18 protein-coding genes are annotated in these 24,331 nt (G+C 44.1%); 8 read left to right on the top strand and 10 right to left on the bottom strand.

Annotated elements, in window-relative coordinates:
• Positions 1 to 47 precede the first annotated feature (47 nt).
• Positions 48 to 746, top strand: coding sequence for a ZIP family metal transporter (locus RAH45_RS01980; RefSeq protein ID WP_068406021.1), 699 nt, complete (start codon positions 48 to 50; stop codon positions 744 to 746).
• 45 nt (positions 747 to 791) lie between these two features.
• On the opposite strand, the gene RAH45_RS01975 is transcribed toward RAH45_RS01980, so the two are convergent.
• The 6 genes from RAH45_RS01975 to RAH45_RS01950 form a co-directional block, all read right to left on the bottom strand.
• The gene (locus tag RAH45_RS01975) at positions 792 to 1,493 is read right to left on the bottom strand and encodes an IS1 family transposase (RefSeq protein ID WP_306495438.1); all 702 of its coding nucleotides are present in this window, start codon (positions 1,491 to 1,493) and stop codon (positions 792 to 794) included.
• A gap of 255 nt (positions 1,494 to 1,748) precedes the next feature.
• The gene (locus RAH45_RS01970) at positions 1,749 to 2,588 is read right to left on the bottom strand and encodes an IS3 family transposase (protein WP_306495896.1); all 840 of its coding nucleotides are present in this window, start codon (positions 2,586 to 2,588) and stop codon (positions 1,749 to 1,751) included.
• Complete coding sequence (locus tag RAH45_RS01965) at positions 2,576 to 3,091, bottom strand: helix-turn-helix domain-containing protein (RefSeq protein WP_068407592.1); 516 nt, start codon at positions 3,089 to 3,091, stop codon at positions 2,576 to 2,578. Before RAH45_RS01965 ends, RAH45_RS01970 begins: the two co-directional genes overlap by 13 nt.
• Positions 3,092 to 3,187: 96 nt before the next feature.
• Entirely contained in the window at positions 3,188 to 4,444 is a 1,257-nt protein-coding gene (gene glyA, locus RAH45_RS01960; protein WP_068407595.1) for a serine hydroxymethyltransferase, read from the bottom strand.
• Between the two features lie 311 nt (positions 4,445 to 4,755).
• Positions 4,756 to 5,256, bottom strand: coding sequence for a chorismate--pyruvate lyase family protein (locus tag RAH45_RS01955; RefSeq protein ID WP_068407599.1), 501 nt, complete (start codon positions 5,254 to 5,256; stop codon positions 4,756 to 4,758).
• Between the two features lie 71 nt (positions 5,257 to 5,327).
• A complete protein-coding gene (locus RAH45_RS01950) occupies positions 5,328 to 6,686 on the bottom strand; it encodes a GNAT family N-acetyltransferase (RefSeq protein ID WP_198329110.1) in 1,359 nt (452 codons plus the stop codon).
• A gap of 858 nt (positions 6,687 to 7,544) precedes the next feature.
• Here RAH45_RS01950 and RAH45_RS01945 point away from each other — a divergent pair.
• Positions 7,545 to 9,767, top strand: a complete 2,223-nt coding sequence (locus RAH45_RS01945) for an NADP-dependent isocitrate dehydrogenase (protein WP_068407602.1) — start codon at positions 7,545 to 7,547, stop codon at positions 9,765 to 9,767.
• 260 nt (positions 9,768 to 10,027) lie between these two features.
• Positions 10,028 to 10,561: a potassium channel family protein gene (locus tag RAH45_RS01940; RefSeq protein WP_068407605.1), complete on the top strand. Its 534-nt coding sequence runs from the start codon at positions 10,028 to 10,030 to the stop codon at positions 10,559 to 10,561.
• Positions 10,562 to 10,672: 111 nt separating this feature from the next.
• Here the strand turns inward: RAH45_RS01940 and icd are convergent, their stop codons facing one another.
• Positions 10,673 to 11,932 carry an NADP-dependent isocitrate dehydrogenase gene (gene icd / locus RAH45_RS01935; protein ID WP_068407608.1) on the bottom strand — a complete coding sequence of 420 codons (1,260 nt, stop codon included), beginning with the start codon at positions 11,930 to 11,932 and terminating at the stop codon, positions 10,673 to 10,675.
• 507 nt (positions 11,933 to 12,439) lie between these two features.
• On the opposite strand from icd, the gene RAH45_RS01930 reads away from it, so the two are divergent.
• Positions 12,440 to 13,066: a pseudouridine synthase gene (locus RAH45_RS01930; RefSeq protein WP_068407614.1), complete on the top strand. Its 627-nt coding sequence runs from the start codon at positions 12,440 to 12,442 to the stop codon at positions 13,064 to 13,066.
• Positions 13,067 to 13,317: 251 nt separating this feature from the next.
• Positions 13,318 to 14,160, top strand: a complete 843-nt coding sequence (locus RAH45_RS01925) for a CopM family metallochaperone (protein WP_306495437.1) — start codon at positions 13,318 to 13,320, stop codon at positions 14,158 to 14,160.
• A 114-nt stretch (positions 14,161 to 14,274) separates the two neighbouring features.
• On the opposite strand, the gene RAH45_RS01920 is transcribed toward RAH45_RS01925, so the two are convergent.
• A complete protein-coding gene (locus tag RAH45_RS01920) occupies positions 14,275 to 16,245 on the bottom strand; it encodes a M61 family metallopeptidase (protein ID WP_227514988.1) in 1,971 nt (656 codons plus the stop codon).
• A 326-nt stretch (positions 16,246 to 16,571) separates the two neighbouring features.
• Between RAH45_RS01920 and RAH45_RS01915 the strand changes: the two genes are divergently transcribed.
• A complete protein-coding gene (locus RAH45_RS01915; protein ID WP_068407618.1) occupies positions 16,572 to 17,057 on the top strand; it encodes an FKBP-type peptidyl-prolyl cis-trans isomerase in 486 nt (161 codons plus the stop codon).
• A 483-nt stretch (positions 17,058 to 17,540) separates the two neighbouring features.
• On the opposite strand, the gene RAH45_RS01910 is transcribed toward RAH45_RS01915, so the two are convergent.
• On the bottom strand, positions 17,541 to 19,751 hold the full coding sequence (locus RAH45_RS01910; protein ID WP_068407623.1) for a carboxy terminal-processing peptidase: 2,211 nt from the start codon (positions 19,749 to 19,751) through the stop codon (positions 17,541 to 17,543).
• Between the two features lie 554 nt (positions 19,752 to 20,305).
• On the opposite strand from RAH45_RS01910, the gene nagZ reads away from it, so the two are divergent.
• Complete coding sequence (nagZ, locus tag RAH45_RS01905) at positions 20,306 to 21,376, top strand: beta-N-acetylhexosaminidase (RefSeq protein ID WP_102076486.1); 1,071 nt, start codon at positions 20,306 to 20,308, stop codon at positions 21,374 to 21,376.
• 201 nt (positions 21,377 to 21,577) lie between these two features.
• The gene (locus tag RAH45_RS01900; RefSeq protein WP_306495436.1) at positions 21,578 to 22,459 is read left to right on the top strand and encodes an IS982 family transposase; all 882 of its coding nucleotides are present in this window, start codon (positions 21,578 to 21,580) and stop codon (positions 22,457 to 22,459) included.
• A 37-nt stretch (positions 22,460 to 22,496) separates the two neighbouring features.
• Here RAH45_RS01900 and RAH45_RS01895 read toward each other — a convergent pair whose 3' ends face one another.
• A complete protein-coding gene (locus tag RAH45_RS01895; RefSeq protein WP_082894349.1) occupies positions 22,497 to 24,212 on the bottom strand; it encodes an OmpA family protein in 1,716 nt (571 codons plus the stop codon).
• Between the last annotated feature and the right edge of the window lie 119 nt (positions 24,213 to 24,331).

Genomic DNA, 24,331 nt, shown 5'->3' with positions numbered 1-24,331 from the left:
CAACCATTAGCCGTTATCAATAAACTATAAAAATATTGAGGCCTATTATGTTAATGTTTGCAGTGATTCTTGTGGTATCAGGCGCTCTGATTATTGGAGCGCTTTGGGGGCTTTACGGCCGCTTACCTAGCTGGCTTGAAGGTAATTTACTGGCGCTCGCTGGCGGCGCGCTGATGATATCGGTCGTCATCGAACTGATACAGCCAGCGGTGACTGACAGCGGCGTTTGGGTGACAGCGGCCTTTGCCATGCTGGGCGCAGTGGTATTTGCGAGTGTCGATTATCTACTCGATGAAAAGCTCAATGCCGATGGCGGCTCAGGACTACTGGCAGCCATCACCCTCGATGGCGTACCAGAAAACCTAGCGCTGGGTGTGGCATTAATTAGTGGCAACGTCATGCAAGTGGCGGCGCTAGCGGGCTCCATTCTGTTATCCAACTTACCAGAGGCAGCAGGCGGTGCCAAAGAAATGCGCCGCAACGGTGCCAGCAATAAAAAAGTGCTCATGCTTTGGATTGGGGCTGCAATTTTATTATCGCTGGCGGCTATCCTAGGCAAGGTGCTGCTAAAAAATGTCGATGATGCCATCATTAGTGCCATCAACTGTTTTGCAGCAGGAGCGGTTATTGCTTCTTTAGCGACCGAGGTCTTCCCTACTGCCTTTAAACGCAGCAACCATTGGGCAGGTATTAGTACCACCGTTGGCCTCATCTTAGCACTGGCACTAAATCAGCTTGGCGGTTAAAAGATAGGTTAAATATCTGGTGGTGTTCTAAAAAGTATGCTGGCATCAGACATAGCCATAATTGACATAGAAGAATACCAAATCAAACACCTTAAAGTGGTTATCAAACTTCTTTGAGAAGCAACAGGTCTTTCGAACGGCTCGTCGCAATCGGTGTCTAAGGCGACAGTTATTACCTTCTATGCCTACCGTATGCTGCTTGCCGATTTGTTTCTTGTCAGGCTTGAATGCGGTTATAAAGCTATCCCAGTTATCCATGCTAATAGAACCATAGCTGACTTTCAGTTGTTTAAGACGGGCTCTTAGCTTCTTAGCTGTTTTCAGGTCACGTTTGCCCCAGACATAAGCGACAATCTCATTAGTAGCGCGGTCATAAGCATAAATAAGCCAAACTTTACGCTTCTTGCGATATACGTAAGTCCAGAACTCATCAACCTCTAAGCGTTCATAATAGCGCTTTTTAGGTGTAATCTTATAGACCGATGAGCCTATGGTGCTAAGCACTTTACCAATACTAATAGAGGCTATAACGGCTATGTCTCTGACGCCGCAACCTCTAACCGTCATTAGCCGTATGATGTCTTCTATTTTAGAGTGACAGCCATGATAAGTTAAGGCATGGTCGCCAATGAATTGACGTTTGCAGTCCTTGCACTTGTAGTTCTGCTTGCCATAGCTTTTTTTGCCGTGTATCGAAAAACTGGGACTGTGACAGTCGGGGCAATTGATCTGTATTTGTGTCTTCATAACCTCAAATATATCATCTTGCTTCGGCTGTCACCCTCCTTTCATCTCCTCAGCATACTTTCTGACACACCACCAAATATTTATGCGTTAGTAAGCTATATTGTGCAATAGATTTATAAAAATGATGCATTTTACAGTTTAGTACGTATAGACAGTTTAGTTCGTATAATGGACCACTTAAAAAATAAACGTCAACGCAATAAAAAAACCCGCTATAAAAATTGAACTGACCCCCTAAACTTGGACGGTTTAAGTTTACAATAAGGACTGAGTTCTGTACTTAACAGGACTCAGTCCTTTTAGTTTCAGCTGAATTCTTTCATGATTATAATAATGCATATACTCATGAATCTGTTTCTCTAAAGCCTCAATCGAGGTCGGCTTTTCAAGATAAATAGTCTCACACTTTAGTGTACCGAAGAAGCCTTCCATCAATGCATTGTCTAAGCAGTTGCCTTTTCGGCTCATACTTTGCTTAATGTCATTCTCTTTAAGCGTATTCGCAAACGTCTTCATCTGATAATGCCACCCTTGATCTGAGTGCAGTGTTAGCTCCTCCTTGCGCTTTGTAGGTATGCCCTTAATTGCACTATCTAGCATCTGTTTCACCAAATCATACACCGGTCGTCTTGAGAGCGTATAACTGATGATCTCATTGTTGAAGCAGTCTAGTATCGGTGACAGATACAACTTCTCATCTCCTATTTTAAACTCTGTAATGTCAGTAAACCACCTGCGATTGGGCGCTTTCGCTCTGAACCTGCGTTTGACTCTATTCTTAGCAATGACGCCACACTGACCTTTATAGGATCGATACTTTTGCTTTCTAATTCTTGCACTAAGCTTAAGCTGTCCCATAAGCCGTGCGATAAGTTTATGATTATAAATCAAACCTTCATTTTTAAGTGTCTGGGTGATTCTACGGTAGCCATATCGACCTTTATGGTGATGGTAGATATCACGGATACGCTGTTTAAGATCGGCATATTTATCTTTACTACTCAGACTAGCCCTATGATAGTAGAAACTACTCCTTGCAAGCTTTGCTATGGTGAGTAAATCAGATAACGCGTACTGCGGTCTCAATCCTTCGATGAGCCTTGCTTTTTGACTGCTTGTTCCTCTGCTCTGAGCCGTGCATCGAGCTTTTTTAGATAAGCATTCTCCGCTCGTAGATACTGCAGTTCACGTTTGAGCTCTGCTGGCGTCTTTTCATTATCGGGTTTGTCTGTGATAGGAGAGGTCATGGTGCTACTACCTTTATATTTGGATGTGAGTCCAGACATACCGTAGAGGCGATAGGCTTTATGCCAATGACTGATGAGCGCAGGTGAGCTGATGTGAAATTTAAGAGCGGTTTCAGATTGGCTTAATCCTTCTGCTAACATCATAGCGATCACTTTATACTTAAAGTCGCTACTGTATTTAGCTTTACCAGTTTTAGGTTTGATGGCGTTTATACCACCGCTTTGATATTGCTGAACCCACTTAAATACCATCTTGTCATCAAGTCCAAATTTCTCACCTGTAGCACCTCCGCTATGTCCTTGCTTGTAGTATGCTATGACTTTGATCTTAAAGTCTAGATCGTAACGCATAAAAATACCCCCAAAAGTTGTGTCCAACTTATGGGGGTCAGTTCAATATTAAGAGCGGTTTTTTATATCTAACTGTTAAAACTAAGCATTTAAAAACTACTGGTTCTTTTCATAAACAGGAAGCTCTTTACAGATGGCTTCTACTTTGCCGCGTACTTCAGCAGCAACCTTTTCATCACCGCGGCTGTCTAGCACGTCACAAATCCAACCAGCCAAGTCGCCCGCTTGTGCTTCATTAAAGCCGCGCGTGGTAATCGCTGGCGTACCGATACGGATACCTGAGGTCACAAATGGCGATTTTGGATCGTTTGGTACGGCGTTTTTATTCACGGTAATGTGCGCATCACCAAGCCATTTATCGGCTTCTTTACCAGTCATTTCTTGCTTGACTAGGCTGATAAGCATCAAGTGATTTTCAGTACCGCCAGAGATGATTTCATAGCCGCGGTCTTGGATAACTTTTGCCATTGCTTTGGCGTTTTTGACCACTTGCTGCTGATAAGTTTTGAAGTTATCTTCTAAGGCTTCTTTAAAGCAAACCGCTTTTGCCGCGATAACGTGCATGAGCGGGCCGCCTTGATTTCCTGGGAAGACAGCAGAATTTAGCTTTTTTGCAAGCTTCTCATCACGTGCTAAAATCATACCTGAGCGCGGACCACGTAGGGTTTTATGCGTGGTAGTCGTGACCACATCGGCAAATGGTACTGGGTTTGGATAAACACCGCCCGCGACCAAACCGGCTACGTGTGCCATATCAACCAGCAAGTACGCGTCAACTTCATCAGCGATATCACGGAAACGCTGCCAATCGACCACTTGCGAATAGGCTGAGAAGCCAGCAATAATCATCTTAGGCTTGTGCTCTTTTGCCAAACGCTCAACTTCGTCATAATCGATCAGACCAGTTTCTTCAACCAAGCCATACTGTACGGCGTTGTAGTTTAGACCTGAGAAGTTGATATGCGCGCCATGTGTCAAGTGACCACCAGCGTCTAGGCTCATGCCAAGCACGGTGTCATTAGCGTCTAACAATGCTAAGAAAACAGCCGAGTTTGCTTGGCTACCAGAGTGTGGCTGGACGTTGACGTATTCTGCACCAAACAACTCTTTTGCACGGTCGATGGCCAATTGCTCAACCACATCGACGTGCTCACAGCCACCATAATAACGCTTACCAGGATAGCCTTCAGCGTATTTATTGGTCAGGTCAGTGCCTTGGGCTTCCATCACTGCTTGTGAGCAGTAGTTTTCTGAAGCGATAAGCTCGATGTGGTTTTCTTGACGCACGCTTTCAGCGGCCATGGCTTCAGCAAGTACTGGATCAAACTCTTTGATAGAAATATCTTTAAACATAGTGATGTCCTAGGTAGTGGCTATCGTTAATGGTGGTGCTCATTGAAAAGAGGCGAGTAATAAAAGAAGGTAAAATTGGCAAACGCAGACAATTAGCCTGGTTAAAAACCTGCCTAAATTGGCAATAAAATCGGTGCGCAGAAGGGCATCGACATCATCGCTATAGCTTAAGTGTAGCATGAAACTTTGTGCGATGAGCGCAAAAAAACCTCACGGAAAGCTGAGAGATTTAAATGGCGTTATTAGAGAAATAAATGCGCAATAAAATAAATGACTTACTGATTTTGTATATCAGTCTTTATTGTAATTATTTAATCACTCTTGGACAAAAACGCTGCTAAAAAAGTTTCACTAATCAGTATTTTACGCCCATACCAGTCATATAGCGTTTGCCGTTGCCAACCATTTGCCGTCCTTTCGATAGAACGTCGATTGGGCAAAGTACGACTGCGCTTAAACAACACATAGCCAATCGGCGTACCTTTTAGCTGCTGTAAACGGCGGGCACGCCCCTTCAAACTTGCTAGCGGGAAAACGCTTTGGGCTTGTACCCATGGCTGCTCATTATCGCCATATAACTGCGACTCGCGTACCCACGCCAATAACGGACGGTTTAACGCCGCGCCTTGCAAACCCAATTGCTTTTTTTGCGCCAAGGATAATAACCGATAGCCTTCAAAGCTGCGCTCGACGCGTAACGGCTGCCCTGCTTTTACTTCGAGCATGGCCGTCAGCGACCCTTCGGTATTAAGAAAATCTACTAGCTCAGTGGGAGCGGATGATGGAGCAGAACAAGAAAAATGAGGAGTCATAGTTTACAGCTGATAGAAAAGTATTAGGTAGGAAGTCATTGGGCAAAGATTAGCAAAAAAATGATCGAGGATTAATCAGTACTATCAAACGTCGGCATATTATCAATATTAAAGGGCAATGCTGCAAAGGCTTGCTTGCGATATTGCGCCATATGCATGCGGTCTTTTACACAGAAATTACTAATCGCCGGGACAAAACGCCCGTCGTAAATACGGTGCAACGAGTGAGTTTTGGTCGGAACAAAACCTCGGACTAATTTGTGCTCACCTTGGGTGCCGGGGTCAAAATACGTCAAACCTTGCTCAATCGCAAACTCGATACCTTGATAATAACACAGCTCAAAGTGCAGGCTATCATACTCAGCAAGCGCGCCCCAATAACGACCATAAAGCGTGGCGTTTTGGCTATTGGGGTTATCATAAAAAAACAAACTGCTAGCGATAATTTCACCATTGGCATCAAGCGCTTGCGCTAACATCAAATGCTCAGGCATGCTAGCAGCCACTCTTTTAAAAAAATCTAGCGTTAAATAAGGCTGCTGCCCACGTACCGCGTAGGTCATCACATAACAATGATAAAACGTCTGCCAATCCTCTGCAGTGATAGCAACCCCGCATTTACGCTGGCAAGAGATGCCTTGCTCGGCAACTTTACGCCGCTCAGCACGCACGGTTTTGCGTTTTTTGGCTCTAAAGGTTCCCAAAAATGCCTCAAAGTCGGCAAATTGTTTATTGTTTTGACTGACATTTTTATTTTGCCATAAAAACTGGCAGCCCTGCCGCTCAAGTATCGGTAGCTCAATCGGTTCTACTGTACCGCTATTTTTTTGATTATTAAGCGCCATTTCTATATCGGTATCAGTCGGCATTGACGCGTTAGCAATAGACGCCATCTCAGACGTCGCAAACAAACCATGCCAGCTAGAGGCCTCTACTTGCTGGGCGATATCATCAACGCCTGCGATAGCTGTCTTTAAAATATCCGTATTTAGCGTCTCACCTGCTGCCAACCAAAGACGCTGTCCCGTTACTGGTGTATAAGGCGCGCTAGTCACCAAACGCGGATAATAATCAAGACCATACTGCGCATAAGCTTGTGCCCACGCATGGTCAAAGACAAACTCGCCTTGATGATGCCCTTTAATAAAAACAGGCATAACGGCAATAGGCTGTCCTATTGGTTCTGAAGAAAGCGCTGGCTGCGCGGCATTACTTTTATCATCATTCGCATTATTATCAATAACGTTATCTGTCTCATTTGGCCGATAGATTAAGATATAAATCGGCAACCAACCTGCTTGCTCACCAATTGCGCCCGTCTCGCTCAGTGCTTGCCAAAACTCAAATGTCATAAAAGGCGTATCTGGCGTTTGCCAACGCGCCATATCCTGCCAGCTATTATCACTGAGTAACGCATATTGTAAATTCATCATCACCACACTATTTTTAGAATTTTTTCTTAAGCTCATTGGTTTTATCGTTTAGCCTAGCAAATATCAGCGCGTTTGCTGTCACAATTTGCAAAAAAGTAAAAATTATCTGGCGCTAAAATACTTTTATGAAGAAGGGTTATAAACAAAGGCGCATAAAAATGCCATACGAACAGATTACTAAGTCTTTTATTGATGGGGTGCAGGATTGTGTTTTGCTAGCGTTGGTATGTTAAAAACAGATACTCTAAAAAAGCTAATTTAAAAATAGATAATCTGACCATTTAACAAACAAGCTTACAAAAGTAAAAATAGCACTAAAAGCGTGCTAATTACACGCAAAAGATGATATTAAGGGCGAGGACTGGTAGAATAAGGCTATTATTAGCTTAATATAATTCAGATACATAGGGTATGAGCGAAAATAGTATACTTAGTTCAATATACAACATTGACATCATATCAGATTTATAGTGGATCAACTATAATATAGCGTCAGCCATTCGCGCTCAGATCATTGTAAATCATGAGTATTGAGTCGCTGGTTTGCATAAATTTTTAGCAACGGTCTTTTGAGTGTGACCTTTTATAATGTTTTATAATCACTCTTTAATAAAGCTGGTACTTGATCGAGCGCCTGCTTTATAAAGACGAATAAACGCAAATGGCTGGCGACGAAACTTTCTCGCCGTCATACTCGCTCAAGAATGGCACTAAAAGACGACTGATGTATTTGGACCTCGATTGAACCTCGAACCAACCCCGTAGACCATTATGGTATAAGGGCTGTATAAAGCTATTAAATGATACCGCAGCCTTATTAACCTCATTAATGACAACAAGGAATAATCTACTAACATGTCAAAAATTATTTATACAAAAACTGACGAAGCCCCAGCGCTTGCCACCTTATCATTTTTGCCGATTGTAAAAGCATTTGCCCAGACAGCAGGCGTCGACGTTGAAACCAGTGATATCTCGGTCGCGGCGCGTGTGTTGGCTGAATTTCCAGAATACTTAACCGAAGAGCAGCGCGTTCCAAATAACTTAGAAGCGCTTGGCAAATTGACTCAAGATCCAAACGCCAATATCATCAAACTACCAAATATCAGTGCTTCTGTACAGCAGCTAAAAGCGGCTATCAAAGAGCTACAAGGTAAAGGCTACGCGATTCCTGACTTTCCAGACGAGCCAAAAAACGCAGAAGAAGAAGAAATCCGTCGCCGTTATGGCAAAAGCTTAGGCAGCTCGGTCAACCCTGTATTACGTGAAGGTAACTCAGACCGCCGCGCGCCAAAAGCAGTCAAAAACTACGCGCGTAAACATCCGCACTCGATGGGCGAATGGAAGCAGTGGTCACAGACTCACGTTTCGCACATGCATAGCGGCGACTTTTATGACGGCGAGCAATCGATGACCTTGGATAAAGCGCGTACCGTGCGTATGGAGCTGTTGCTCGAAGACGGTACGACCAAGGTATTAAAACCAAAGATTGCCTTGCTTGATAAAGAAGTCATCGACTTGATGTTTATGAGCAAAAAAGCGCTGCTTGATTTCTATGAGCGTGAAATGGAAGATTGCCGCGAAGCCGGTATTTTATTCTCATTACACGTAAAAGCCACGATGATGAAGGTATCACACCCTATCGTCTTCGGTCACGCGGTGCGCATTTATTATAAAGACGCCTTCCAAAAACATGGCGCGTTATTTGATGAGCTAGGTATTAACGTCAATAACGGTATGGCAAGCTTGTACGAAAAAATCACCGAATTGCCAGCCAGCTTACGTGAAGAGATTGAGCGCGACCTCCATGCCTGCCAAGTACACCGTCCGCGTCTAGCGATGGTTGACTCTTCAAAAGGTATCACCAACTTCCATTCTCCAAGTGACGTGATTGTCGATGCTTCAATGCCCGCAATGATTCGTAATGGCGGTAAAATGTGGGGCGCTGATGGTAAATTATATGACTGTAAAGCGGTCATGCCTGAATCGACCTTTGCGCGTATTTACCAAGAAATGATTAATTTCTGTAAGTGGCATGGTAACTTTGACCCAACCACCATGGGTACGGTGCCAAACGTAGGTTTGATGGCGCAAAAAGCGGAAGAATACGGCTCGCACGACAAAACCTTTGAATCTAGCGACAATGGTATCGCACGTATCGTCGACATCGACTCAGGCGAAGTTTTACTTGAGCAGCGTGTTGAAAAAGGTGATATCTGGCGCATGTGTCAGACCAAAGATGACCCTATCCAAGATTGGGTGAAGCTTGCTGTTCGCCGTGCGCGCGAATCAGATACGCCGGTTATTTTCTGGCTCGACCCATACCGTCCGCACGAAAACGAGCTGATTAAAAAGGTTAAAACCTACTTAAAAGATCATGACACCAACGGTCTGCACATCGAAATTATGTCACAAGTTCGCGCCATGCGTTATACCTTAGAGCGTGTTGCTCGTGGTTTAGATACGATTTCTGCTACTGGTAATATTTTGCGTGATTATCTGACTGATTTGTTCCCAATCTTAGAGTTGGGCACCAGTGCGAAAATGCTGTCAGTTGTACCACTAATGAAAGGCGGTGGTTTGTTCGAGACTGGCGCAGGCGGTTCAGCACCGAAGCACGTACAGCAGCTGATCGAAGAGAACCATCTACGTTGGGATTCTCTAGGTGAGTTCCTAGCCTTGACCGAATCTTTAGAGCATTTGGCGAAAAATGATGACAATGCCAAAGCGAAAGTATTGGCAGACGCCCTTGATAGAGCGACTGAAACGCTACTGTTAAATGACAAATCGCCATCACGTAAAACTGGCGAGCTTGATAACCGTGGTAGTCATTTCTATCTGGCAAAATACTGGGCAGAAGAGCTGGCTGCACAAGATGAAAATAGCGAGCTAAAAGCACAGTTTGCGCCGCTGGCACAAAAACTTGAAGACAATGAAGCCGCTATCGTTGAGCAGCTGAATGAAGTTCAAGGCAAATCGATGGATCTAAAAGGCTACTACTTAGCTGATGAAGCATTGGCTGAAAAAGCCATGCGCCCAAGTCCGTTATTCAACGAAGCTATTGCTTCATTGTCATAAATACTTGGTTGTAAATAGAACCAAGCTGGCTGAACAAATCTTATTAAAGTCAGTTTAAAACAAACGCCCCAATAGTCCTAGGCTATTGGGGCGTTTTTATGGGTTCTGTGCTGCTTAAAACGTTCAAAGCAAACACCTACACCAATGTCTTACATAAAGCGCTCTACTGCTATGGTTAGATGACGCTAATGTTAAAATTATTTTTGAGCATTTACTGGGCCTGAGACTAAGCATAATACTGAGCGTATGGATGACATCTTATGATACTAGAAAAAATAACAACCGCCAGAGGAACTCTTTTTATTTATATCCTCACTGGCAGTTTATGGTATTTACTGACGCATTTTTTACCAGACAATAGGTGGCGCGATATATTTACTATCGGCCTTGCCTTTTTATTTTGCGGTATTTTTATGTGGTCGCTATTTAGCACCTTGCAGCGTATCTATGGCGATGATGGCAATTTATGGAAAGAGCTTGCGATGACAACGCTCAATGTCTTTTTATTTTTGCTAACCTTCTCCGCCCTTTATTACGAAGTGGGCATCGTCGACACCACACGCGACGGTAATCCTATTTCGCAAGATTTTTGGGCGTGTTGCTATTATGCTGTCGTCACTTTTACTTCAACAGGCTATGGTGATTTTCGGCCGCAAGGCATCACTCGGGTTTTTGCAAGTTTACAGGCGTTGATTGGCTACTTGGTGCTCGGTTTAATGGCTTCAACCAGCTTATCGGTGGTTAAATGGACAGCGAATGGTAGCGGTAAAAGTCGTGGTAAAAATGACAGTTAAATTGAAATTCAATTATAAGTATAAAAAACATAAGCACAAAAAACCATCTATAAAAATATAGATGATTTTTTGTTTGCGCTATAAATTATAAAATCACATGGTATAAAGCCCTTACGCATCCATATGCTTAATAATGGCTTTGCCAAACTCGGAGCTACTAAGCAAAATAGCATCTGGCATCAAACGCTCAAAGTCATAAGTCACGGTTTTGTTTTTAATCGCGCCTTTGATACCTGCGATAACAAGATCAGCCGCTTCTATCCAGCCCATATCACGCAGCATCATCTCCGCCGATAAAATTAACGAACCTGGATTGACCTTATCTTGACCGGCATATTTAGGCGCTGTGCCATGAGTGGCTTCATAAACAGCGATTGAGCCGCCCTTATTGGCACCCGGCGCGATACCGATACCGCCAACTTCAGCAGCGAGCGCATCAGAGATATAATCACCGTTTAAGTTCAAGGTTGCAACGACTGAATATTCGGCAGGGCGCATCAGGATTTGCTGCAAAAAAGCATCAGCGATGACGTCTTTAATGATAATATCATTACCGGTTTTTGGGTTTTTCATCGTCATCCAAGGCCCGCCATCGAGTAATTCAGCACCAAAACGTTCAGCGGCAAGCTCATAGCCCCATTCTTTAAACGCGCCTTCGGTAAACTTCATGATATTACCTTTATGCACGAGGGTGACGCTCGGTAAGTCATTATCGATGGCATGTTGAATGGCTTTACGTACCAAACGCTGCGAGCCTTCTTTTGATACAGGCTTGATGCCGATACCGCAATCATCTGAGAAACGTATTTTGGTTACGCCCATCTCTTCCTTTAGGAATTTAATAACTTTTTTGGCGTCATCACTGCCCGCTTTCCACTCGATACCGGCATAAATATCTTCTGAGTTTTCGCGGAAAATCACCATATCGGTCAGCTCTGGGCTATGCACAGGGCTTGGTACACCTTCAAACCAGCGCACGGGACGCTGACAGACGTACAGGTCAAGCTCTTGCCGTAGCGCGACGTTTAATGAGCGCATACCGCCGCCAACTGGCGTGGTCAGAGGCCCTTTAATGCTTATGACATACTCGCGCAAAATCTCTAGCGTCTCGGTCGGCATGTATTCGCCGTCGTAAATCTTAGAAGCTTTTTCGCCGCAATAAACTTCCATCCAAACGATCGATTTTTTGCCTTGATAGGCTTTTGCTACGGCGGCATCGACGACTTTAATCATCACCGGCGTGATATCGACGCCAATGCCATCGCCTTCGATAAAGGGAATAATCGGATGATTAGGGACATTTAGGGACAGATCAGCGTTGACGGTTATTTTTGCGCCGTCTCTTGGGACGATAACTTTATCATAGGGCATGGGATCAAACTCCTTTTATACTTATATATTGGTTGCGCCAGTTTCCTTGGCGTTCTGTTATGCTAGCTAAAACATTTTGGCTTTAAAATGGCAGTATGCTAGCGAGTTAAATACCAACCATTTACGTAAAATCCCCCTAAGCCAATAGGTTTAAAAATATGTTAGAGAGTTATTTTAAAAATCCTATTTTTTGCCATTATTTCTATGACTAAAGCACCAAAGTTGCGTAAAGCAAAAATGTTGATTGTTATAATCTCTATCAGATTAATGACATAAAAATATCACCATTTACCTTAAATAGTGTACTAACATAAAAGCATGACTGATAATTTTTCTTTTGCATACGACAGTTTTACCAATCAATATTATAAATACCACAATGCTAACAAGGTTATCTTTTAACCACAATCCGTTTTTTACTTTTGCGTAAAAACATTTTAGACTGCCGTGCACGCCATTTGTTAACCATGTTGTAGCTATCAATTTATTTTTGGGAAATGCCATTTTATGTCGACCTCTAGCCTAGTTTTATTCAACAAACCTTACGGCGTCCAAAGTCAATTTCGTGATGACAGCAATAATGACCACACCACCCTTTCGCAGTATTTTACTGACAAATCGCTGCGCGTTGCCGGCCGACTTGATGCCACCTCAGAAGGCTTGCTGATTTTGACCAGTGACGGACGGGTAAATAAAGCCATTACTCAGCCTCCGTCAGCCAAGAACTTCGCCCAAAACAAGCAAAAACAAGGGAAGACTTATTTGGTACAAGTCGAAGGTTTGGTAAGCGCGGCTCAACTAGAGCAATTGACGGCGGGAGTACATTTAAAAGATGGCAAAACCTTACCAGCAGTTGCACGACTGGTTGAGGAAGGTGATTTGCCGATTGACTTATGGCAACGTAATCCGCCCATTCGCGAGCGTAAAAACGTGCCGACCTCATGGCTTATGCTAACCATTTATGAGGGCAAAAATCGCCAAGTAAGACGCATGACCGCTCATGTGGGACTGCCTTGCTTGCGTCTGATTCGTTGGTCGGTGGCAGGATTTGAGCTTGGTTCGCTTGGCGTTGGTGAGTTTGTGCGTATTCACCTAAATAGTGAGCGCTGTCGGCAGTTAGGGATTGTCGATTAGATTAGCGTGGCAAATTAAACCTTATCCGCTTATATGAGCCAATTTTGCTCTGATTTAAATATTACGACTTATTAAACGGCGCGTCTCGAACGCGTAAGGTTTATCTGTTAAGATGCAAAACTGCGCTGACTTGCCAACCTTGCCGTATTTTCGCGTTTTATATCGGTTTAAATTTGGCCATTATTTATCTTGTTTTCTGTCTTATTTTTCGTTGAGCCTGTTTCCTGTTTTTTTGATAGTAAGGATATATCATGATTGCCTCTCGTCATTTTGCTTTGTTTGCTACCAGTGTGGCTACTACCCTGCTGCTAAGCGCTTGCCAGCCAGCAACTGAGGATAATGAGGTAATGCCAATAGAAAAGGTCACTCAAGCCACTAATGAACCATCTGAAACAGCTCCCGAGGTTGCCCATGCTGAGCACGACATGGCTGCCAATGATGAGGCGGTAAACGCTGAAAAAATGTCAGATACGCTGAAAGACTACACTAAAGCTATGACCAGTATGCATAATGAAATGATGGTTGGCATGGGTTATAACGATCCTGATACCGCCTTCGCCAAAGGCATGCTCGGCCATCATCGCGGTGCGGTAGATATGGCAAAAATCGAGCTAAAGTACGGCACTGATGAAACCATGCGTAAACTTGCCCAAGACATCATCGACTCACAGCAGCTTGAGATTGATATTCTTAATAAATGGCTCGCAAGCCATCCTGATGCGCCCAAGCCAAAACCCAATACCGAAGCCATACAAGAAGCGTATGCAAAGGGAATGAATACCATGCATAGCGATATGATGCTCGGTATTGCTGAGCCTGTCGCTGATATGGCATTTGCGCGCGGTATGTTGCCACATCATCGCGGCGCGGTGGACATGGCAAAGGTACAGCTCCAATACGGTACCGATAAAGAAATGCGCAAATTGGCACAAGACATTATCGATGCTCAGCAGCCTGAGATTGAGCTGATGCAAAGCTGGATTGCGGCAAATAAAGCGCCTGACACAGCGATTACAGACTCCGATAAAGCTGTTATCAATGATGAAGCAAATAATAAAGAAGCGATCAAAGAAACCACTAAAGCGACAAGTTAAACAGCTATAAACTCTTAACTATTGCTTATAGCACTCCGAATATTAAAAATATAAACCCTTGCTAAGCTGCGTACTTAACAAGGGTTTTTAATGTCTTCACGCTTTATTATTTATCTATTCACTTTGATAGCGTGCTAGCGCATTTAGCCATGTATCTTCAGTATTGGCATACCCTACAGAGTTACTATCGTCTTCACAATCTGTACTCGCCCTTGCTAACCGTAAGCTGATGCTATGCGGGAAAACTTTTTCATTATAGTCATACGTATTATTATCCACCAAATCAGCTTTAGGCAAAACTTCAACTACCATTAGCTCATCACGGCGAAATAAATGACATTGCACAGCACGCGTGGCAGCACTAAACGTTGCTAATTGCTTAGTGTCTGCTTTGATACCGTCGATAGCGACAATGATGTCATGCGCTGAGATACCCGCCTTGGCAGCCGCACTATTACGGCTGACACGATTAACCTTTAATCCCAGCGGTGTCTCACTACAACGCATGCCCCACGGTATGTTTTTATCTGCCGTCTCTTTGGTGTTGGTATGAATCTTAATACCATTGGCCACTAGCAACGCCTCTAGTGGCAGCTCCTCTACGTCATTGACATAACGGCGCTCAAACTCTTCCCAATCTGCTAACGGCATAAATTGTCCGATAACTGCACCCATATCGGCGCTACTGATACCGATGCGTTTATTATCATTTTGTTTTGCTTGGCTATAAAATTCTTTAACCACATCAAATAAATGATAACGCCCATCGCTTTTTGCAAGCAGGGTCAAATCCAAGCATAACGCCACCAATGCGCCTTTGTTGTAATAACTGATACCTGCATTGCCGGTATTTTCATCATTGCGATACAGCTTAATCCAAGCGTCAAAGCTTGACTCGGCAACGCTTTGATGCGCACGTCCTGGGGTTTGATAGTAGCGATTGATTTGTTCGGCAAGCAATCTAAGATAGCTTCCTTTATCAATGACGCCTGACGCTTGCAACATAAAATCATCGATATAAGAGGTAAAACCTTCAAATACCCAAAGCAGCGGCGTAAAGGCTTCGCGGCGTAAATCCACATCTAGCATCACATCTGGACGCACGGTTTTGACCCACCACGCATGAAAATACTCGTGACTGCATAAGCCCAAAAAGCGTTGATAATCGGCACTTGGCACTTTTGGCTCATCAGCATTAGGCAAATCACGACGCGGGGTAATCAAACTGGTCGAGTTGATATGCTCAAGCCCGCCATAATCCTGCCCACTGGCAAAGGTCATAAAGGTATAATTGTTAAAGGGCGCATCGCCAAGCCAATCTAAATAAGTCTGACAGATTTGAGTAACATCTTGCTGCAAGCGTCCCATGTTAGCGCTATGCTTACCTGAAAGATAAAAATGATGGCTAAGCGTCTGATGGCTATTATCTTGAATGATAAAATCAAAGTTATCTTGTTCGGCAAACTCAAACGGATGATCGATCAGCTCATGATAGCTGTCTGCTTGTAGAGTATATATTCGCAGCTTATCAATTTGCGACTGTACTGCCTCAAGTCCACACGCCAAGCGCACAAGACTAGCGTCTTTATCCGCTAAAAATGCAGCTGGCACGATTAAATCAACTTCTACCCCTTGTTGTTCTTGCCCATCAATCGCTAAGGCCAATGAGGTAAAATTGCCATACAAACGCTGCTGGTCGACATACGCCGTACGCACCGATAAATCATAACAATATACTTCATAATGAAGGCGTATACGTTGTGCTGCCCGCGCCTCTGGTAACTGCCATGTATTTTTATCTGTTTTTTGCGCGCGATACGTGTTGATTTGTTTATCGTTAGAAACGACTTGACTGTCTAAAATTTCATAATGCACTGCGGTTATATTACGGGCAAATTCACGCATTAAATAGCTACCCGGTATCCAGGCGGGCAACCATAAACTTGGCGCGTCGGTATTAGCGGTGAAAGTCAGCGCGACATCGACCAAATGCTCCAAAAACCGCGCAAAGTCGAATTGGTAAAAGACATGAGCGGTTGGCTGATTTAAATTATTAATCGGTGAGATTTGAGAAGATAAATTCATAATCGTTATTATCCTTATGTTTATGACTATGGTAGAAGCCATCATGCAAAAACGCAACTAGCAAACTTTAGCCTCTTACCTTTACCAACGGCCAAAACTGAAAAATCATATTTATTTACATTAATTCGCCCAATAATTGCTATTTTTTCGGATTTTAACCTTGAAACCGCTGGCAGGCATCGCAATTAAAGATGCTAACTGCTAAAGTTACCCTAATAAACTGATGATAATTGACTAATGACGTGGCTATTTGGCTGGCTGATTGGCTTTTTTAGGTTTATTGCAACCGTATTTAAATTTCAATAACGACATATTTAGGATAATTTATGACTACTATCGCAAAAGACACTGCCGTCAAGTTTAACTACACGCTAAAAGACGACGAAGGCAATATCCTTGACCAGTCTCCAGAAGGTCAACCGCTTGCGTATTTGCATGGCCATAGCAACATCATCCCAGGTCTTGAGCAACAACTAGAAGGCAAATCTGCTGGCGAAAGAGTCAATGCCGTTGTAGAGCCTGCTGATGGTTACGGTGAATACCAAGAACAAGCGGTACAACATGTACCACGCGAAAACTTCCAAGGCGTTGATGATATCCAGCCTGGTATGCAGTTTCAGTCAGAAGCTGGCGGTCAAGTGATGCTAGTAACTGTGACTGACGTAAACGATAAAGAAGTGACGGTTGATGCAAACCATCCGTTAGCTGGTAAGCGTTTGACGTTCGATGTAGAAATTCAAGAAGTACGCGCAGCCACTGAAGACGAGCTAAACCACGGCCATATCCATGGCGCTGGTGGCGTTGAGCACTAATATCTTCTTGAGTTTGGCGTAAAATTTTCAGACGATAAAATGCTTAGGCGAATAGTTAATTATTAATGAATAGTTATTGATAATGTTAGCGTCGTCTAGCTATAAAGGTCAGTAGAGCAATCTACTGACCTTTTTTTGGATAAGTTTTAGAGATTACAGACGTAACAAAGCCGCATAACAACAAGTATTATGCGGCTTTTATCACCAACCATCCATGTTAATGTTATCAGATACTTAATCCCGGAGCATCTTATAACGTACAGGCATCCAGCCTTATCTTCCCTAATCAGCAAACCACCTATCCCTGATGCGACCTTTGCGATACCAATCCCTAGTATCTATGAACCTTTTCGTTCAATCGTGCCGTACAGTTATAATCGCAGATTGGCATGAGGTAAGTAAGAGGTCTAAACGTCAATGCGTGTAAGCATATGCTTACACGCATTTTTATTGCCGATAATGACTGTTCAACAGTTGCAATCTTTATAGCTTTTCTTCTGGGCTAGCCTGCACCTTTGGATCAGCGCTAAGCATGATATAAGCCGCTTCCTTAATGAAGGCTTCATCCTCAGGTAGCTCAGGACGCTCGCTTTCTTTCATCTGACTGCGCTCTTCAAATTTTGCATCCATGGCCGCTTGATAAGTATTCCAATTGGCATAAGGACGCTCGCCCGTTGCAATTAGGCGTTTATTTTCGGCTTCCAATGAGCGTTTTTCTATCAGCTGCATTTTGGCGCGGCGACTATTGATATCAAGAGGAATCGGTTTTTTCTCATCTTCCATATTACGAATATCATTCAGCGTCGATAGATACACAAAGTGCGGGTTTTTCTGCTGACGGATTTTTGATTGCTGATTTAGCGTTGCTAAGGTATTGGCAGAGAATTTACCTTCAGGCTTATAAGGGGCAGTTTTAATCGTATCCCATGGTAAGGCTTTTTTCTGCGCGCGCTCGCCAAAAGTCGCATCATCGTAGATATTGACCAATTCAATATCAGGGACCACGCCTTTATTTTGCGTACTACCGCCAGTGACGCGGTAGAACTTACGCTGCGTGAGCGTCGCTGTACCCAAAGCCAAGCTGTCTAGCTGGATTTGCGCCGAACCTTTACCAGTCGTGGTGCTACCGACAACGAGGCCGCGACCGTAATCCTGAATCGCAGCAGCAAAGATTTCACTGGCAGAGGCAGAGGCTAAATTGGTCAAAACAACCACTTTGCCGTCATAAAGCTGTTCGCCGCCATCGTCATCGCGGTAGACTTGAATATTGCCGCGATTGTCGCGAATTTGCACCAATGGGCCGCTTTTAATAAAGAAGCCGAGCATTTTGGCGACCTCATCGAGCGAGCCGCCTGGGTTATTACGTAAATCAACCACTAGACCGTCGATATTTTCTTTATTAAGCGCTTTAAGGGCTTTTTCGGTATCGTCACTGACACTACGGTACTCTTCACCATTGCGGCGCGCGCGATAGTTGAGATAAAAACTTGGTATCTCAAGCACACCGATACGTTTTGGCGTTTTATCGATATTGGGACGCTGTACTTCAACGACACGCTGTTTTACGCCCGACTCTTCTTGCTGAATAATATCGCGGACCACGGTTACATTACGGGCGCTGGTATCGGGCGTATTTGGTTGACGCACCTTAATGGTCACCGAGGTGCCGCGTTTACCGCGAATCAGACCGACGATTTCACGTGTTGACCAGCCAACCACATCAACCATATTCTCGCCGTCTTTGGCAATACCAATAATCAAATCATTGGGCTTAATCTGCCCAGATTTGGCTGCTGGGCCACCATCTACCAAAGTGACAATGCGGGTATAATCTGGGTTTTTACGGTCAGGACGGATAGAAACCCCGATGCCTTCTAATTGCAGACTCGATTGAATTTGCAGCTCATTGGCCTGAATTGGCGCATAATAATTACTGTGCGGGTCATAAGTGAGCATCGCCGTATTTAAGATGGTTTCCATGATTTCATCATCTTTTAGACGCGCAAGCTGCTCTTGCTGACGCGATAAGCGGTTGAGCAAAATCTCACTTGGCGTGCGCTCATCATTACGCAGCAAGTCTTGGCCGCGCGTAATATCAGGATTACTTAAAAAGACTTTCTCTTTCGCCTTTTCATCTTCTTGGCCTAAAGTAATACTCATCAACTGAAACTTCAGCTGACGCGTCCAATAGTCGCGCTGTTCTTTTTTGGTTTTAAAATGACTGAGCTTTTCGCGGTCAAGGACGATGCTATCTTCACTGGTTAAATCTATCTTGGTTTTCAGCAGTTGTTTTGATAGAGTAAAATATTCATTAGAGCGCTGACGGTAACGCTCAAAAATCGCCACTCCAGCCGATAGGTCGCCACGTTTTAGGCGCGCGGCAAATTCGTCGGCATATTTCTTCTTAAATTCATCGACATCAGATTGCAAAAACAAGGTATGGTTTGGATCGAGACTGTCAATATACATAGACAAAATCTCGCTACCCATGGCGCTATCGAGCGGCTGATTGAGATAATGGCTGCGATCCAGCAAGGCCGCTACTTGGCGAGTGGTAACCTGTTGCTCAGGGGTGGCTTTAAAGCCTGCTGTATTGCTATCAGCCACTGCGGTGCTGTAGCTTTGAGTGAGGATAAGACCAGCGACGCCCACTGACGCTGCACTGAGTAACCACTGTGCTGGTTGTTTTTTCATCGTATATACCTAATTATTTTAAGTTAAAAGTATGCTGAGTTGTTATTACCAATAGAGGGTAGTTATTAGACTATAAGCCAAAAAATGTCGCGATTTTTCACCCTATTATATTTACCATTAAACCATAGGTTACGCTAGCATTAAAAGCAGGCAAATATGGGATAATGATCTTAGAATAGGTCCTTATTTTCATTGTTAAAAATCAATCAATACTAGCACAGCTATAAATATACCACTGTCTCAATCTGTATAAACAATCTTACACGCGGTCTGGCTATTTTGTAGCGCATCCATTGTTGCATTTGGTTATAAGCGTGAATCATCTTGTTTAAACTTATGATTTAAACCTAATTTATTTAAGCCAAGCAAACCGCCATTATGCGCATATTGCAATCACTGGCATAATATAAGGTAAAAGTGAGTAGCGCCAAACCGTCCGCAACAGAAAGATTATCCATAAGAAAAAACCGTCTCATCTCTAAGCTCTGTCTCGATTTGACTTATAATGTAGTACAAATGAGAAAACCACCCTCTAGCCTGATAAGGATTACGCAATGTACGGCGTTTTAATGATTGATATCGATAGTACCGCACTGACTGCTGAAGATGTCAGTTTAATCAAACAAGCACAAGTCGGCGGGGTGATATTATTTGCCCGCAATGTGGCAGATGCGGCGCAAGTGCGAGCCTTGTGTGACGATATCCGCCAGCACAATGCCGATTTATTGATTGGCGTCGATCAAGAAGGCGGCCGCGTTGCCAGATTACGTCAAGGTTTTACGCCATTACCGGCGATGGGCAGGCTCGGCGAATTATTTGACCAAGACCCTAGTCGCGCCTTGAGCCTTGCTTACGATTGTGGTTATTTGATGGCAGCAGAAGTATTGGCGGTCGGCATTGATTTGAGCTTTGCGCCGGTGCTCGATAGAGGCGGCATCAGCCAAGTGATCGGCGATCGCAGTTTTCATCAAAATCCGCAAGCCATTATCGCTTTAGCAAGCCAGTTCATGCGCGGTATGAAAGCGGCGGGTATGGCAACCACCGGTAAGCACTTTCCCGGTCATGGAGCCGTCGCGCCTGACTCGCATGTGGCAGAAGCAATCGATACACGTAGTTTAGATGAGATTATCAATAGCGACATGCAGCCGTTTGCGCAGACGCTGCCTTGGCTTGATGCCTTAATGCCGGCGCATGTGATTTTTTCACAAGTCGATAAAAAACCCGCTGGATTTTCAAAAATTTGGCTCAAAGACATCATTCGCAAACAGCTGAATTTTGATGGGGTTTTATTTTCTGATGATTTATCAATGGCTGGTGCGCAAGCTGCCGGTGATGTCAGCGCCCGCGTCAAAGCAGCAATTGAAGCAGGCTGCGATATTGCTCTTGTCTGTAATGATCGCGTTGCTGCTCACGAAGCCGCCAGAGCAGCCCAAGAGCTACCCTATCCTGACCAAAAACGTATCAAAGCCATGCGTGGGCAAATACCTGTTTGGCAGGGCGACCTTGAATCAACGAGCCAGCAGTTTGACTATTGGCAACAAGCAAAGGAAAATATCTTACAGACCTTTTTTGCCAGTCAAACGAAAGCACCTACTGAGTCAAAAGATCCAACCGCTTATAGATAATTCATTTAACCAAACCAGCTTTATTCCAGTCTTACTTGATGCAAGAAAAAACCGCACCTTAAACCTAAGATGCGGTCTTTTTAATATTAATACTAGCTATTTATAAATAACTACCCCACTCTCAACTTCGAAAGTGATTGAAAAAAGAAGAGCACCTCACTAATCTATTGTTTTCGACCAAGAATACAATGGAGTTGTGAGATGCCCATAGACGAATTTATCATCAATATCTATTTAATGGTAGAGCAATATTACAAAATAGTCGTCACCAAACCCTTGCGAAGTGCAGGTTACGCGCCAAAGCTAAGTGATCCTGAGGTTATTTGCATGGAGATGGTCGGTGAATTTTTACACCTTGATCAAGACAAACAAATTTGGCAATACTTTACCCAGCATTGGCAAGACTGGTTTCCAGCCATCGGCTCATACCCTAACTTCGCAAAGCACTGCGCCAATCTGTGGCAAGTCAAACAACGGATTCAAGATAACGTCAGTCAAATTGAAGGCCGTGACAACATCCATTTTATGGATGGCTTTTGGGTACCCGTCTGTCATTATGGACGCGCTTATCGGCATAAGAATTATCAAGACTTAGCAGCTTTTAGTTACTGCGCCGCTAAGCAAGAGAGGTACTATGGCTTTGAGGGACATTTGCTGGTTAACTTGTCGGGCATGATTAAAGGCTTTACCTTTGCTCCTGCCAATGTTGATGAAAGAGCGGTTGCGCCTGATATTACTGACCATATTTATGGTTTGCTCGGTGCTGATAAAGGGTATATCAGCCCTAGTCTGACATCGTACTACGACGCTCAAGGCGTGGATCTACAAACGCCCCTCAGAGCTAACATGAAAGAGGATAGACCCAAACCTGTGGTAAGGCGGCTGATGAAAGCCCGCCGTATCGTTGAAACAGTCATTGGTCAGCTATCAGAACGATTTAACATACAAAGGGTACGAGCAAGAGATTTATGGCATTTGTCTCATCGATTGATTCGTAAGATTCTGTCACACAATCTGTGCTTTGTACTCAACAAAAAACTTGGTAATCCGCCTCTTCAGTTTGATTTGCTTATTTCAAGTTGAGAGTGGGGTAAATAACTATAAGTAATTAGAATTCTTATTAATTACTGGCTTTTGGGTCTAAGGCAGTACCACGACTGACATCATCACCATCTGGTAAGACATCATCGTTATTGCGATCTAATGGGTTTAAATCTGGGTCAATTGGTCTGCTATTCGATGTCGGTATCGAACTCTTCGGTGCAGGTAAATTGTTCCCTGTACGGTCATCACTGTCAGGCATTAGATCATCATTGTTACTGTCTAATGGATTTAAGTCTGGATCGAGCGCACCGTTACTAATCGCCACGCCATCATTGGCCATTGCCGTTTCATCATAGACGACGAACTCGATACGGCGGTTACGGAAACGACCTTGCTCTGTAGCGTTATCAGCGATTGGATCTGTCTCGCCCATACCTTTGGTCATAAGCTTACTTGGATCCGCACCTTGCGCAACCAGATAATCTTTCATCGATTGCGCGCGCTCTTGTGACAACTTCATATTATAAGCGGCATCGGCGGTTTTATCGGTATGGCCGATAATCATCAGCTTCATATCTGGCACTTGTTCCATAATCTGAACAGCATTGTCCAATAATGGCTTGTTAGCTTCTGGAATAATAGCTTTATCTACTTCAAAGTTCACGACTTGCAGGCTCAGCGCGCGAGCCACATCACGAGGATCTGGGTCTTGACCAAGGTTCTGCATCGCCGCTTGTGATGCTGCTAAACTGCGATCAATCTCGCTTTGTTCATCGAGCGGACCTTCTGCTTGTACCGTCATAGCTGGCGCTGCGGCTTGTAAATCAGCAACCAATTTATCTAATGCTGCTGAATCTGGCGCATTGACCGTAATAGTGTCGCCTTTGATCAGCATACTGGCATTGGGCACATTTTTGACGATTGGCAAAATAGAAGAAAGCTGAGCGGCAGCTGGCATATCTATCGAGAAGTTATCATCGACATCGGCGCGGCAATTATTGGCTTCATCACCAAATGCCGCTGTCAACGCGTCCATCACGTTGCCTTGTAGCGTCTCGTTACCAACGTTCATACGGCAGGCATATAATCCACTATTTTCACCAGTCGCAATACGTAGTGAAGCCGGTTCTATATCGGCTGCAACCACTGTTTGTCCGTCATTAGCCGCTTGCTGCTCAGTGGCAACTGGCGTACCGACTGGCTCAGGATTGTCTTGACACCCTCTAAGTAGCGCCCACGCCAAGGCGCCTAAGATAATCAAACCGATAATCGGTAGCAGCGCTTTCATAAAGCTGCCTTTTTCTTCCTCTTCACGGCGAATAGGCGCAGTGCTCACGGTATCAGACATATGCGCTCCAGCTGGTGCGGCAATCATACCTGCAGGCAGAACGGCGCTTGCCCATGCCGGAATATGGTGCTGATAACTAGCAAGATTGTCATTTAAAAACTGGGGCACAGGCGTGGTTCCGGCCAAGCTTTTGATTTCGTGATATGCTAACGGTGCGGCCATCGCAATCAAACCACGGGCTGCGGTCACATCAACGTTATGTTTACCCGCAAGCTCACGGGCAATTTGGTCGCGGTGAGCGCCATCGGTCCATACGCGGTCATAAAACCCTTGGTCATCACGGGCGATATTTTCATTAGCAAAACGTGTATAAGTCGTATTGTCTGCCAAGCGCGCGGCAAAAATAGCATAAAATTGCTCAAGTAAGTTCTGCTTAGCGGGATTGCGATCATCGCCTAGTACTGCAGGGCTAACCGTCCGCGTTAAGTGACTGATAATATCCATAATGTCATTCCTCAATAATTGTTATTCTAAATAATTGTTTTGCACTAAACTGCATTCTCAAAAAACTGAAAAGTTAATAGTACTGATATTTCTTAATAACGATATTTTTTAATATTAAT

Source organism: Psychrobacter sp. van23A, assembly GCF_030845275.1.
Taxonomy (GTDB): domain Bacteria; phylum Pseudomonadota; class Gammaproteobacteria; order Pseudomonadales; family Moraxellaceae; genus Psychrobacter; species Psychrobacter faecalis.
This window is presented reverse-complemented; position numbering and strand designations above follow the sequence as displayed.

Bases quoted from the DNA above. Each gene is read 5' to 3' on its own strand.
- icd (WP_068407608.1), bottom strand. From the start codon at position 11,932: ATGCCCTATGATAAAGTTATCGTCCCAAGAGACGGCGCAAAAATAACC.
- RAH45_RS01945 (WP_068407602.1), top strand. From the start codon at position 7,545: ATGTCAAAAATTATTTATACAAAAACTGACGAAGCCCCAGCGCTTGCC.
- RAH45_RS01910 (WP_068407623.1), bottom strand. From the start codon at position 19,751: ATGAAAAAACAACCAGCACAGTGGTTACTCAGTGCAGCGTCAGTGGGC.
- RAH45_RS01940 (WP_068407605.1), top strand. From the start codon at position 10,028: ATGATACTAGAAAAAATAACAACCGCCAGAGGAACTCTTTTTATTTAT.
- RAH45_RS01955 (WP_068407599.1), bottom strand. From the start codon at position 5,256: ATGACTCCTCATTTTTCTTGTTCTGCTCCATCATCCGCTCCCACTGAG.
- RAH45_RS01965 (WP_068407592.1), bottom strand. From the start codon at position 3,091: ATGCGTTACGATCTAGACTTTAAGATCAAAGTCATAGCATACTACAAG.
- RAH45_RS01895 (WP_082894349.1), bottom strand. From the start codon at position 24,212: ATGGATATTATCAGTCACTTAACGCGGACGGTTAGCCCTGCAGTACTA.
- RAH45_RS01980 (WP_068406021.1), top strand. From the start codon at position 48: ATGTTAATGTTTGCAGTGATTCTTGTGGTATCAGGCGCTCTGATTATT.
- RAH45_RS01975 (WP_306495438.1), bottom strand. From the start codon at position 1,493: ATGAAGACACAAATACAGATCAATTGCCCCGACTGTCACAGTCCCAGT.
- RAH45_RS01950 (WP_198329110.1), bottom strand. From the start codon at position 6,686: ATGAATTTACAATATGCGTTACTCAGTGATAATAGCTGGCAGGATATG.
- glyA (WP_068407595.1), bottom strand. From the start codon at position 4,444: ATGTTTAAAGATATTTCTATCAAAGAGTTTGATCCAGTACTTGCTGAA.
- RAH45_RS01920 (WP_227514988.1), bottom strand. From the start codon at position 16,245: ATGAATTTATCTTCTCAAATCTCACCGATTAATAATTTAAATCAGCCA.
- RAH45_RS01925 (WP_306495437.1), top strand. From the start codon at position 13,318: ATGATTGCCTCTCGTCATTTTGCTTTGTTTGCTACCAGTGTGGCTACT.
- RAH45_RS01915 (WP_068407618.1), top strand. From the start codon at position 16,572: ATGACTACTATCGCAAAAGACACTGCCGTCAAGTTTAACTACACGCTA.
- nagZ (WP_102076486.1), top strand. From the start codon at position 20,306: ATGTACGGCGTTTTAATGATTGATATCGATAGTACCGCACTGACTGCT.
- RAH45_RS01930 (WP_068407614.1), top strand. From the start codon at position 12,440: ATGTCGACCTCTAGCCTAGTTTTATTCAACAAACCTTACGGCGTCCAA.
- RAH45_RS01900 (WP_306495436.1), top strand. From the start codon at position 21,578: ATGCCCATAGACGAATTTATCATCAATATCTATTTAATGGTAGAGCAA.